The organism is Staphylococcus nepalensis (genome assembly GCF_002442935.1).
GTDB classification, from domain to species: Bacteria; Bacillota; Bacilli; order Staphylococcales; family Staphylococcaceae; genus Staphylococcus; species Staphylococcus nepalensis.
In genome coordinates, this window is the sequence record NZ_CP017466.1 from 2,697,617 (window position 1) to 2,710,446 (window position 12,830).

Sequence of the window (12,830 nt, forward strand, 5' to 3'; positions counted from 1 at the left end):
TATAACTTGTCTATACAAGTTTTGCAAAGGCTTTCATAAAGAGAGATAAAAAAAGACCGAAGCGAGACCAAATATAGCATTTGATTTGCATTCACGACCTTGTATAAATCAACCACCTTTTATTTATTTGTGCTTAACGATATAATCTGCCAAACAATACATTATCTACTATAATTCAACATTTATAGATACGCACACGAACCACATTAAATTAGTTACAAGTTAAACTATTGGAGTTATAGTTATGTTAAAATACCCATTTCAAAACAAAAAAGACAAACAATTCATATACATATGAATGTTTGTCTACTCTATTAATTAGTCTTGGTTTTTAATGATAATGGCGGAGGAAGAGGGATTCGAACCCCCGCGGGCCGTTAAGCCCCTGTCGGTTTTCAAGACCGATCCCTTCAGCCGAACTTGGGTATTCCTCCAAATAAACACATTAATTATAGTATTATAGTGTATTGCAAAAGTCAATTATAATTAAAATGTTACACCAACGTTTTTTCCGTTAGGTATCCATCCACCGCATTAGCAACTGCTCTACCCTCTTGGATTGCCCAAACAACAAGACTTTGGCCTCGTCTTGCATCACCTGCCACAAAAATATTTGATTGATTCGTTTTGAAATTTTTGTTATCTGCGATAATTTTATTTCTTTCAGTTTGGATATTGAAAGCGTGTGGCACTGTAGTTTCCGTGCCAACAAACCCTATGGACAACAATACCAAATCTGCTGGCCAGTGACGTTCTGTACCATCGACAACCACCATGCCTTCATCTGTTTCTTCAAGGATCTGTGTGTAAACGCCGGTCACATTTCCAATTCGATCAACATCATAACGCATTGTTTGTACGCCATATGCACGTGGCTCAAATCCGAAACGCGCCTCGTACTCTTTATGTGCATAATCCATTTTAAATACAGGCATTGCTAATGGCCAGTAACTGTTTTCATCAAATTCTATTGCCTCAGGTTGCTTTGTATACTTATTAAATTGAACAATAGATTTACAATTTTCTCTCAATGCCGTAGCAACACAATCTGCCCCAGTGTCTCCAGCCCCGATGACTATTACATTTTTACCTTCTGCAGAAATAGATGGTTCCTTAATTTCATCGTTTAAGTATTGAGCTTGTTCTGTTAAATAATCCATTGCAAAGTGAATACCGAACCCCATACGTCCTTCTAGAGGTAAATCTCTCGCATTTTGCGAACCGGTACATAAAATAATAGCACCATATTCCTCATTAAGTGTTTCTTTACTAATGTCTACGCCAATTTCTGTATCTGTTTCAAATTGAATACCTGATTCTTCCATCACTTTTATTCTACGACGCACTACATCTTTGTCTAATTTCATATTAGGTATACCATACATAAGTAAGCCACCAGCTTCATGTGCGCGCTCATACACTGTTACGTTATACCCTAATTTATTTAATTCATCAGCAGCAGTTAAACCAGCTGGCCCACTACCCACTATAGCAACTGATTCATCTTTACGATGTTCTGGCGTTGTCGGTTTTACCCAACCATTTTCAAAGGCTTCGTCTATAATAGTTCTTTCAATTCCTTTAATAGCAACTGATTCACGATTGATTTTCATGACACAAGATTGCTCACAAGGTGCTGGACAGACCCGCCCTGTAAATTCCGGAAAATTGTTCGTTTCATTTAACCGCTCGTAGGCCGTTTTGAAATCTTGTCTATAGACAAGGTCATTCCATTCTGGAATGTAATTGCCAATAGGACACCCAATTGTTTCTCTGCCGAAAGGCTCCCCTGTCTGGCAAAATGGTGTCCCGCAATCCATACAACGGGCGCCTTGTTGTGCCGCTTCGTCTTTCGTAAATCTTTGTTGAAACGCACCGTGATGCTTCAAACGATCGACCAAAGATAACTCCTGCAGTTGTTGTTTGTCATAATTCATAAATCCTTTGAATTCACCCATGATAAATCCCCCTTCTAGTATTAATATACAGCAGTCAATTGTTGCTCTGATTCTATATATGTGCGCTTATCATTAAAAGCATTTAATAAAGCTTGATCAAGTTCATCTGAGTTTTGCTTTTGCAAGTCGATTTTTTGCATCATTAGTTTATATTCTTTAGGGATAACTTTAACGACTTTATCTGCGACATGCTCAAAGTCAGCTAGGATTTTTTTCGCTTTTGTGCTATTTGTGTATTGCACATGTCCTTCTAACATAGACTTCAAAACTTCGTATTCTTCTGCTACAGTAATGAAATCAAGATCCAAGCTATCAAGTTGATTTTCTGATTTAAATTTTTCTAAGTCAGATGGAAAAATATAACTCACGCCACCACTCATACCTTGTCCAAAGTTTTTTCCTACATCCCCAAGAACGATGACACGGCCACCAGTCATGTATTCAAGACCATGGTCACCTATGCCTTCAACAACTGCCTGTACACCACTATTTCTAATACAGAAACGCTCGCCTGCTTTACCATTTATAAACGTTTTGCCGTGTGAAGCACCGTAAAAGCAAACATTACCCACGATAATTTCGTCTTCACGTTGCTGGTTTGGTGCTTTAACAATCACTTTACCACCAGATAAACCTTTACCTACGTAATCATTAGCATCTCCTGTGTGATGAATGGTTAAACCATGCGGCGTATATGCACCCAAACTTTGCCCTGCATGCCCCACTGTCTTAGCGTAAATTGAATCTTCAGGCAATCCTTCTTTGCCATGGGCTCTTGTAATGGCGCTACCGGTAATAACACCTACATCACGTTGCTCATTTTTCAATAAGTATTGACCAATAAATGATTGACCATTTTCAATCGCTGTTCGCGCGTCTGGGTACAACGCTGTTAAATCAAAGCCTTCATCGAGATGGTGATTTTGTTCGATTTTTTTAAATCTTTCACCTTTATGTTGATATAGCAATGCTTCAACGTTCATCGATGCAGCTTTAGGGCGGCTGCTAGCCAGATTATTTTTACGTGCTAATAAATCCGTTCTACCTACAAGTTCATCTACGGATTTCAAGCCAAGTCCAGCTAAAATCTCTCGTAATTCTTCAGCAACAAAGTGCATAAAATTGACCACGTGATCTGCTCTGCCATTAAATAAAGCTCTTAAATCTTGGTTCTGAGTAGCAATGCCTACAGGGCAAGTATCTTTATGACATACGCGCATCATAATACATCCAAGCACCACTAATGGCGCCGTAGCAAAACCAAATTCTTCTGCGCCTAATGCACATGCGTAAGCAACGTCTTTACCTGTGAGTAACTTCCCGTCTGTTTCTACCGTCACTCTCGATCTAAGACCGTTCATCATTAAGGTTTGATGCGTTTCTGCCAGACCAATTTCCCATGGTACGCCTGCATGTTGAATACTCGTTTTTGGTGAAGCGCCTGTGCCGCCATCATAGCCACTAATAACAATCTTATCCGCGTATGCTTTAGCAACACCTGCTGCAATTGTGCCTACGCCAGTTTTTGAAACAAGTTTCACTGTGATATTGGCATCTTTATTTGCATTTTTTAAATCATGAATTAATTGTGCTAAATCTTCAATTGAATAAATATCATGATGCGGCGGTGGTGATATTAAGCCAATACCTGGCGTTGACCCCCTTACTTCAGCAATCCATGGGTATACTTTAGCACCTGGTAATTGTCCGCCTTCCCCTGGTTTAGCGCCTTGCGCAACTTTAATCTGAATTTCTTTAGCGTGTTGTAAGTAATCGCTCGTCACACCAAAACGACCGGATGCAACTTGTTTGATTGCGCTAGAACGATTACGTCCTTCTTCATCTATAATATAGCGTTCCGGGTTTTCTCCACCTTCACCGCTATTACTTTTACCACCCATTTGATTCATCGCTTCAGCTAATGTTTGGTGTGCCTCTTCCGAAATCGAACCATAACTCATTGCTCCTGTATTAAAACGTTGAACAATAGCGCTTGCAGGCTCGACTTCACTTATATCGATAGCTTCTTGCTTTTTAAATTCCATCAAGTGACGAACGTGATCGGTACGTTTGTGATTAACTTCACGTGAAAATGATTTGAATTTTTCATAATCATTTAAACGACATGCATGTTGCAACAAATGTATAGATGTCGGATTAAAAGTATGATGTTGACCTTGTTTACGCCACTGGAATGTACTTCCTGATTCTATATATTGGCTTGTAGGTGTTTGCCTTGACTTATTTTCCTCATCTATCATATCTATAGATATACCTGAAAGTTTACTTTGTGTGCCCGTGAAATATTTTTCAACAACTTCAGAAGATAAACCTACTGCTTCAAAAATTTGCGCCCCTTGATAACTTTGAACAGTCGAAATACCCATCTTGGCCATAACTTTGATGACACCTTCTGATAATGTATCCGTATAAGTTTGAACATTTTCAGAAATATCCCCTTTTAAACGTTTGTTTTGGACCAACTGCTCAATTGTACGTTGCGCTAAATACGGTACAATTGCGTTTGCACCATATCCTAACAAACAAGCAACATGATGCACTTCTCTCGTTTCACCTGATAATGCTACTATACTCGTACGCATGCGTAATCCTTCTCTAATTAGTAACTGATGAATGTGACTTACCGCTAACAGTATCGGCATCGCATAACCTTCATCTGTATTAACTAAATAACTGTCATCTAACACAATAATTTCTTTACCTTCTTTAACAGCTTGAATTGCTTTATCTCCCAACACATCCAATGCTGTTTCTAAATCATTTTGGTAAACCGTAGATAAATGCGTCACATTAAACCTACTTTGTTCAATGACTTCAAGTTGTGCTTCAGTTAAAACTGGACGCGCTAATTGGATACGATTTAACGCGTTTTCATTAGGCTTCAGCAAATTACCTTCACACCCTAAATAAGATAATTCACTCGTAACTATTTTCTCTCGATACGCATCGATAGGAGGGTTTGTAACTTGTGCAAATAATTGTTTGAAATAATTGAATAATGTTTCGTCTTTTTCGTTTAGAGCAGCGATTGGCACGTCGTACCCCATTGCGCCTATCGGATCTTTCTTATTTTCAACAATTTCTGTCAGATATTTATCCATTTCTTCTTTTGTATAAGCAAACTGTTTTTGTAAACGTGCTAAACTTTCATCGCTCCATTCAGAGTTTTGATATGATACTTTAGATAAACCTAAATCTACTTTAAATTGGTGTAGCCAACTGTCATATGGATGTTCATCTGCAATGCGTGCTTTTAATTCATTATTTTCAACCACTTTATTTTGTTTAAAATCAACCAGCAACAACTTTCCCGGGTTCAATTGACCTTTAAATGCAACATTGTCTTCTGGTACATCTACCACACCAACCTCAGATGAGAAGATGATATAATTGTCCTTGGTAATTGTATAACGACCTGGTCTTAAACCATTTCTATCTGTTAATGCTCCTATTTTATCTCCGTTACAAAAAGAAATCATTGTAGGACCGTCCCATGGTTCCATCAAATAACTGTAAAATTCATAAAATGAACGCACGTTAGTATCATTGGTTTTATTGTATAACCAAGGTTCCGGGATCATCAGCATTGCCGCTCTCTCAGGTTCCATAGCTAACGATAAAAATTCTAATGCATTATCTACAATGGCGGAGTCACTACCATCTTCATCAAGTACTTCTTTCACTTTATCTTTATCATTACCAAAGATTGTTTCAATTAAATCGTTTTGTCTTGCTCTCATCCAATTCACATTACCTTTAATGGTATTAATTTCACCGTTATGCATGAGTAATCTGTTAGGATGCGCACGTTTCCAACTCGGAAAAGTATTCGTACTAAAACGCGAATGCACAAGTCCTAACTTTGAAACATACGCATCATGGTTTAAATCTTGATATAATGTTTTAATTTGGTCTGAGCGCAACCATCCTTTATATACAATTGTTCTATGCGATAAACTTGTAAAATATAAATTCAAGCGTTGTTGATCAGCATAATTTTCAATTTGTTTGCGCGCTAAAAATAATGTTCTGTCTATATGTGCAGCATCGTTTAGCGCAATGAATACTTGTTGTATATGCGGCATTGTTTCAACAACGTGTGAGGCAATTGCATTCGTATCTACAGGAACATTTCTATAGCCAAGGACACTTAAACCTTCCGCTTCAAAGTGCGCATTAAATTGTGCTTCATGTTGAGAACCAGCTATCTTCTCATTAGTAAAAAACATGCCCACCGCATATTGACCTTCATCTGGTAAATCGAAATCCACTTTCATTGCAAAGTACTCGTATGGCACTTCTGTCATAATGCCGGCCCCGTCACCAGTAATCCCATCTGAACCAATACCTCCGCGATGATCTAATCTACGTAACATTTCCAATGATTTTTCAACGATATCGTGATTTCTCTGATTATCCATATTGGCATAAAACCCTATACCACATGCATCATGTTCTTCGCGGCTATCATATAGCCCTAATTGCTTACCATATTCGAGCATGGCCCTCACCCCTTTTACGAAAATTCTGAATATTTAATAAGTAAGGTACACTATAAAGTAATCCATTTATCTATTCAATATATAAAATAGATGATATTATTCTAATAATTAGAATGTAATTGAAATGATGGAGTTGGTTATATGGAAATCAAACAATTAAAGTATTTTATAGAAGTCGCGAAAAGAGAACATTTATCTGATGCGGCGCTTGAATTAAATATCGCTCAATCTGCGATTAGCAGACAAATCACACTTTTAGAAAAAGAGCTACAAGTCACATTATTTAATAGAGAAGGGCGCAATATCCATATCACTGAAGAAGGTAAACAATTATTTTCGGAAGCAACAAAAATTATAGATCAACTTGATAACACAGTTCGTTTGTTCCATAACCAATCTGAAACGGACCATTATATTATACGCATTGGTTACGTTGAAAGTTATATTACACAGGTAATCACTTTATTAATGCAATCCTTTGAAAATGAAAGTGAAGCTATAATCCAACCTATTTTAATGGAAGAAGAAGCTATCTTACCTGCCCTACTCACGGACAAAATCGATATTGCTTTTACTGACATGTCTGAGGAACTCAAACAGCACCGTGCCTTAAAAGTTAGTCCCTTATTCGAAGAAAATTTTCATATCTATGTACCTAAAAATGACCCAATTACATTAGCTACTAATCCACCTTTAGTGCAGCTTTCTAATAAATCAATTTATGAATTATATCCATTGCCGCCAAGAATCAAGCAAATCTTAACAAAGACAATCAAATCACCTATACGTACAATCACACACCCTCAAATAGCTCAATATATCTTAACTAAAGAACGTGGATTTATAGTAACGTCGTCTTATCATCTACTAACGAAAAATCCGCAAAAATGGCTGGAAGTGTCATTAGAGCATACAGAATTAAAAAGAACGATTTGCCAAGTATTTCGATTAGATAATCAGAAACATGATTTTCCACTATTATTAGGTATGATTGATAAATTATTAAGCAGAAGCGCAACTTATCATTAATCATATCCATAAAATTTTTGAATTCAAATCTCAAGGAGCGTATAATCGCATTGTCTAAATAGAGAGGACTGAGATACAACAATGTCTGTCAAAACGTTATTAAAACGCCCTTTTGATTGGGTTATATTGTTATTTTTCATCTTGTTTGTAGGCTTATTTATTTTCACCTTTTTCAACGAGACATTTTACGATACACCTGTTGGGCAAATTACAAAAATAGAAAACGAATCTACTACAAATATTACAGATGATAATCATAATAAAGATACAAAATACAACCAAACACTGACGCTTAAAATTTTAAATGGAAAATTCAAAGGTCAAACGACAACAATTTCACATCATTACATAGCCTCACAGGCTGACAGCGAGGCGTTCTCTAAACATAACAAAGTCTTATTGCACATCGATAAACATTTAGACGATGCATACATCACAGAAAAAAAGCGGGATAGTCTAGTTGTGATGATGACCGGTATATTTTTATTAACTGTATTACTTGTTGGTAGAAAGATTGGATTACAGTCAATCCTTTCTTTAGTATTCAATACTATTGTAGTGCTCTTAGCTATCTATTTGCATAATAAATTTCCTAGTTTAAATTTATTTATGCTGATGAGTATTGGCGTTGTTTTAACTACCATATTTACCTTGTTGTTAGTAACTGGATGGCGATGGCGCACGCTAGTCACAGTAGTCAGCACATTATTAGGCACGTTTGTTTGTGTAGGTGTTACACAGCTCGCCATTAATTTAACTGACGGCGCAGGTTTAAAATTTGAAACGATGAGTTTCTTAACTTTACCACCTAAAGAAGTTTTTCTTGCATCAGTGATGATCGGAACGCTCGGGGCCGTAATGGACGTAGCTATTACAATTGCTAGCGGGATGACGGAAATTTTGCGTAGAACACCCGATATAAGCATGACGCGTTGGGCGTTAGCTGGTCGCAATATTGGCCAAGATATTATGGGCACAATGACCAACATCTTATTATTTTCATATTTATCAGGTAGTTTACCGATGTTTCTTATATATTTAAAAAATGAAAATACAGTCACTTACACTATATCTATGAATTGGTCATTAGAAATTTCCCGGGCAATTACAGGCGGTATCGGTATTGTATTAACTATTCCGATTACTATTTTATTAATGCAATTATGGTTTAAAATGCGAGGTGCTAATCCATGAGCGTTATAACGATCTTAGGGCTGTTACTTTTCATATTAATGGTAATTTTTGGAGGTAAAAAAGGTGTAATATCCTATTTAACATTATTTTTAAACTTTGTTATATTATTAATCACTGTGGTTCTCATTATGCTTGGGGCACCTATTTACCTAGTAACACTGATATTTTGTATTGTGATTGCAGCATGTAACTTATTTGTTTTAAACAGCTACAATATTAAGACCAGAGCAGCATTTTATGCAACAATCCTTACCACTTTATGTTTGATTATCGGTATTTATTTGTCTGTATCCATCGGGCATTTGCAAGGATTCACAACTGAAGAACAAGATGAGACATATGTCTTTTCCATGAATATTGGGATTGATATGGTAAAATTTATGGTCTTTACCATAGTGCTTGCAGTGATTGCAGCAGTCATCGATTTGGCTATCACTATCAGTTCGCCCATGTATGAATTAAGCGAAACTAATCCCAATTTAACAAAAAAAGAGCTCTTTCAATCTGGCATGCGTGTAGGGAGAGAAATTTTAGCTACTTCAGCAAATACGATTTACCTTGCCTATTTCGGCGGCCAACTCACGTTATTCTTTTGGTTCTTCAAACTTAACTATTCATTTGGCCATATTATTAATTCCAAAATCTTTGCACAAGAATTTATCTCTATCCTTTTAGGCGGGATTGCTGTTGCAATCAGTATACCGATTACTGCTTGGTTAACCGCACTGTTAATTAAACACCAAAAGCCTTTCCGAATAGATGATTCGCGGTAATTTATCGTTAGATACCATTTAAATCAGCGCTCTATATTTGATTTGTATATAGTATCTACTACATGTCATTATAGTGCATATCTCAAACAAAAAATTTCAAAATAGCCAAAGAGGGGGTTATTATGACATCAAATAAAAAGCGTAGAAAAAAATCATCAAAAGAAGCAAAAACAGAATTGGGTGTTACTTTTATACCTGAAATATTTGGTGCATTTATTCGGTTTATTAAAACCCTTTTCACTTAAAACAATGAAATATCTTAAGTATTATACTTTATATATACAGAATAAAGCTGCTGATTCCTAAACCCTCTAGGAAATCAGCAGCTTTATTTTAGATTTTCTTATCATAATTGCGCTTTATTCGTTTAATAATCTATTATGATCATTTTATTAAGCAAATTTACTTTATTTATGCATTTTTAATGTCACAATCTTTATTTATGCGTGCGTCCTTTTCTATAAAGGTTGCATCTTGATAAAATTAGATATTTAAAGCGTTTTTAATTTTTGATTTAATAATTCAATTTTATTATCTCGTAGCTCTGTATAATATCTTATATCTGCTTCTCTAGTTTCTACAGGAAATATATAATAAACATCTTGGTAAAAATCAATATTTGATTTAGTACGTCTACCTTCTAAAGATATTTTCGAACTACTAGGTTGCGCTAACGTCAATTCATATTTAGGTAACACACTATGATACACATTTACTATTTCCCCATTTTTGATTAAATCTGATGTGTTTATAAATTTGATTTCTATATGGTTTTCATTCGCTAAACTTCTAGTTAGAAGTGCTAACATAATATCACAAAACATAATAGTCATAACCCCTTTATTTTCAAATGAAGAGATGACTTCTAGTTTCTCAATACAAATCTTTTCAGTCTCTCCAAAATGAGCAAATCTAGATTTAAATGCGTCTTTATCGCCTTTTTCGTATCGAGTAATGACACTTGTGGAAATATAGTCTAATGACGTATCTTTCAAATAATAATACGCCCTCCCATAGTCTATCAATCCATGATATGTAAAAGGTTTCGTTTCTTCATAAATACTTTCACAAATAATATTAAATGGACTGATATTGTTTATCTGTACATTCATAGATTAACCTCCCATTAAATTGTTGCTCCTCATAATAGACGGACACCACGATGACGTTATTGGTATACATAGAAAAACACCCCACATCAAATGTGAAGTGCCGAAGTTGATAGCTATTTTTCAACTTTAAGATATGATTTTAATAAAAATGGATTGATTCTACGATTTCTAGTCATGCTAACTATTGACGAATTAAGCTCGCACAAAGCATAACCCACGCACACATTGCAGCTGATACTATTACTAAAATACCTTCAACTATGGTACCCTTTTTACCTTGTACATAACTTACACGTATGGTTTCGGAAAGCAATCAACACGCTATGCTGTTTTTTTGAATAAACCAAAATGAGGATAACAACTAAATTTTTTTAAATTCAGATAAATATAGCACGATTGGATTTTAGCTATGCATTAGCTAATGAACCCATCTAATACTTTAAAACATTTTAATGCTACGGCTTATACATTCATAAAAATCATTTCCTTAATATGACAATGTCATTTTTAATCTATTTAACAATCAATATCTAACCATATCAGAGTTACATATTTAAATAAACATAATTGTTTTATTAAAAATGAATTAAATTAAGTATAATTTTCACTTATCGTTTTAAATTATCAATTAGAATTATTTGTTCATTATTTATACACACATTTTAACGTTTTTACTGCTATAATAAATTATAATAATTATCAAAAAGTAATTATTACAATAGTATTCACATCTATTGAGAGGAGATATAGATATAAAATGAAACAAAAATTAACAGGGCTGTTTGGAGCGCCCGTAACAGATAGAGAAAACAGTATGACAGCAGGCCCAAGAGGTCCTTTATTAATGCAAGATATTTATTTTCTTGAACAAATGGCTCATTTCGATAGAGAGGTCATACCTGAACGCCGCATGCATGCAAAAGGGTCAGGCGCATTCGGAACATTTACAGTAACAAATGATATTACAAAGTATACTTGCGCAAGTATCTTTGCTGAAGTTGGTAAACAAACTGAAATGTTCGCCAGATTTTCAACTGTAGCTGGAGAACGTGGTGCAGGTGATGCAGAACGTGATATCAGAGGATTTGCTTTAAAATTCTATACAGACGAAGGCAATTGGGATTTAGTTGGTAATAATACACCAGTATTTTTCTTCCGAGATCCTAAATTATTCCCTAGCTTAAATCACGTTGTAAAACGTAATCCAAAAACAAATATGAAAGATCCACAAGCACAATGGGATTTCTGGACTTTATTACCAGAAGCATTGCACCAAATTACAATCTTAATGACAGATCGTGGTATCCCTAAAGGCTTTAGAAATATGCATGGTTTTGGTTCTCATACATATTCTATGTACAACGATAAAGGCGAACGTTTTTGGGTTAAGTTCCATCATAGAACACAACAAGGTATAGAGAACTATTCTGCAGAAGAAGCCGAACAAGTGATGGCTAAAGATAGAGATTCTTCTCAAAGAGATTTATTTAATAATATTGAACAAGCCAATTTCCCTAAATGGAAAATGTACATCCAAGTGATGACAGAAGAACAAGCCCGTAACCATAAAGACAATCCTTTTGATTTAACTAAAGTTTGGTATAAAGATGAATATCCATTAATTGAAGTTGGTGAATTCGAATTAAATCGAAATCCTGAAAACTATTTCCAAGATGTTGAACAAGTTGCATTCGCACCAACAAATATCGTCCCAGGTTTAGATTTCTCACCAGACAAAATGTTACAAGGCCGACTATTTTCATATGGAGATACTCAGAGATACCGTTTAGGTGTTAACCATTGGCAAATTCCAGTTAATCAACCTAAAGGCGTCGGTATAGAAAACATATGTCCATTTAGTAGAGATGGTCAAATGCGTATCTTAGATAATAATCAGGGCGCTAGTACACATTATTATCCAAATAGTAATGGTGCATTTGAAGATCAACCACAATACAAAAAACCAGCTTTAGATATCCAAGGACAAGCATATGAATATGACTTCCGTGAAGATGATGATAATTATTTTGAACAACCTGGTAAATTATTCCGTCTATTGTCATCTGAAGAACAACAAACATTATTTAAAAATACTGCGAATGAAATGAGTCCCGTTACCGACGCATTGAAACACCGTCATATTAGACATTGCTATAAAGCCGATCCAGCATATGGTCAAGGTGTAGCCGAAGCTATGGGCATTGATATTAATGAAGTGGACTTAGATGTCGCGGACTAATA

At 35.4% G+C, this 12,830-nt stretch carries 8 protein-coding genes and 1 tRNA gene; 5 read left to right on the forward strand and 4 right to left on the reverse strand.

Going from position 1 to position 12,830, the window contains the following annotated elements; genetic code table 11:
- Window positions 1-341: 341 nt before the first annotated feature.
- From BJG89_RS12965 to gltB, 3 genes are all read right to left on the reverse strand, one after another.
- Window positions 342-434 (reverse strand) — tRNA-Ser (locus tag BJG89_RS12965).
- A 60-nt stretch (window positions 435-494) separates the two neighbouring features.
- Window positions 495-1,958 (reverse strand): glutamate synthase subunit beta, encoded by a 1,464-nt coding sequence (locus BJG89_RS12970; protein WP_096810982.1) that lies wholly within the window; start codon window positions 1,956-1,958, stop codon window positions 495-497.
- A 20-nt stretch (window positions 1,959-1,978) separates the two neighbouring features.
- The gene (gltB, locus tag BJG89_RS12975) at window positions 1,979-6,481 is read right to left on the reverse strand and encodes a glutamate synthase large subunit (protein WP_096810983.1); all 4,503 of its coding nucleotides are present in this window, start codon (window positions 6,479-6,481) and stop codon (window positions 1,979-1,981) included.
- Window positions 6,482-6,622: 141 nt separating this feature from the next.
- On the opposite strand from gltB, the gene gltC reads away from it, so the two are divergent.
- From gltC to BJG89_RS14960, 4 genes are all read left to right on the forward strand, one after another.
- Window positions 6,623-7,510 (forward strand): glutamate biosynthesis transcriptional regulator GltC, encoded by an 888-nt coding sequence (gltC, locus tag BJG89_RS12980; protein WP_096810984.1) that lies wholly within the window; start codon window positions 6,623-6,625, stop codon window positions 7,508-7,510.
- Window positions 7,511-7,591: 81 nt separating this feature from the next.
- The gene (locus BJG89_RS12985; protein ID WP_096810985.1) at window positions 7,592-8,704 is read left to right on the forward strand and encodes a YibE/F family protein; all 1,113 of its coding nucleotides are present in this window, start codon (window positions 7,592-7,594) and stop codon (window positions 8,702-8,704) included.
- The gene (locus tag BJG89_RS12990; RefSeq protein WP_096810986.1) at window positions 8,701-9,477 is read left to right on the forward strand and encodes a YibE/F family protein; all 777 of its coding nucleotides are present in this window, start codon (window positions 8,701-8,703) and stop codon (window positions 9,475-9,477) included. The genes BJG89_RS12985 and BJG89_RS12990 overlap by 4 nt, the downstream gene beginning before the upstream one ends.
- A gap of 122 nt (window positions 9,478-9,599) precedes the next feature.
- Window positions 9,600-9,722 (forward strand): hypothetical protein, encoded by a 123-nt coding sequence (locus tag BJG89_RS14960; RefSeq protein WP_255312547.1) that lies wholly within the window; start codon window positions 9,600-9,602, stop codon window positions 9,720-9,722.
- A 246-nt stretch (window positions 9,723-9,968) separates the two neighbouring features.
- Here the strand turns inward: BJG89_RS14960 and BJG89_RS12995 are convergent, their stop codons facing one another.
- The gene (locus tag BJG89_RS12995; protein WP_096810987.1) at window positions 9,969-10,589 is read right to left on the reverse strand and encodes a hypothetical protein; all 621 of its coding nucleotides are present in this window, start codon (window positions 10,587-10,589) and stop codon (window positions 9,969-9,971) included.
- A gap of 757 nt (window positions 10,590-11,346) precedes the next feature.
- Between BJG89_RS12995 and BJG89_RS13000 the strand changes: the two genes are divergently transcribed.
- On the forward strand, window positions 11,347-12,828 hold the full coding sequence (locus BJG89_RS13000; RefSeq protein WP_096810988.1) for a catalase: 1,482 nt from the start codon (window positions 11,347-11,349) through the stop codon (window positions 12,826-12,828).
- Window positions 12,829-12,830 lie beyond the last annotated feature (2 nt).

Excerpts from the sequence above, each read along its gene's own strand:
- BJG89_RS12970 (WP_096810982.1), bottom strand. The coding sequence starts at position 1,958 with ATGGGTGAATTCAAAGGATTTATGAATTATGACAAACAACAACTGCAG.
- gltB (WP_096810983.1), bottom strand. The coding sequence starts at position 6,481 with ATGCTCGAATATGGTAAGCAATTAGGGCTATATGATAGCCGCGAAGAA.
- gltC (WP_096810984.1), top strand. The coding sequence starts at position 6,623 with ATGGAAATCAAACAATTAAAGTATTTTATAGAAGTCGCGAAAAGAGAA.
- BJG89_RS12985 (WP_096810985.1), top strand. The coding sequence starts at position 7,592 with ATGTCTGTCAAAACGTTATTAAAACGCCCTTTTGATTGGGTTATATTG.
- BJG89_RS12990 (WP_096810986.1), top strand. The coding sequence starts at position 8,701 with ATGAGCGTTATAACGATCTTAGGGCTGTTACTTTTCATATTAATGGTA.
- BJG89_RS14960 (WP_255312547.1), top strand. The coding sequence starts at position 9,600 with ATGACATCAAATAAAAAGCGTAGAAAAAAATCATCAAAAGAAGCAAAA.
- BJG89_RS12995 (WP_096810987.1), bottom strand. The coding sequence starts at position 10,589 with ATGAATGTACAGATAAACAATATCAGTCCATTTAATATTATTTGTGAA.
- BJG89_RS13000 (WP_096810988.1), top strand. The coding sequence starts at position 11,347 with ATGAAACAAAAATTAACAGGGCTGTTTGGAGCGCCCGTAACAGATAGA.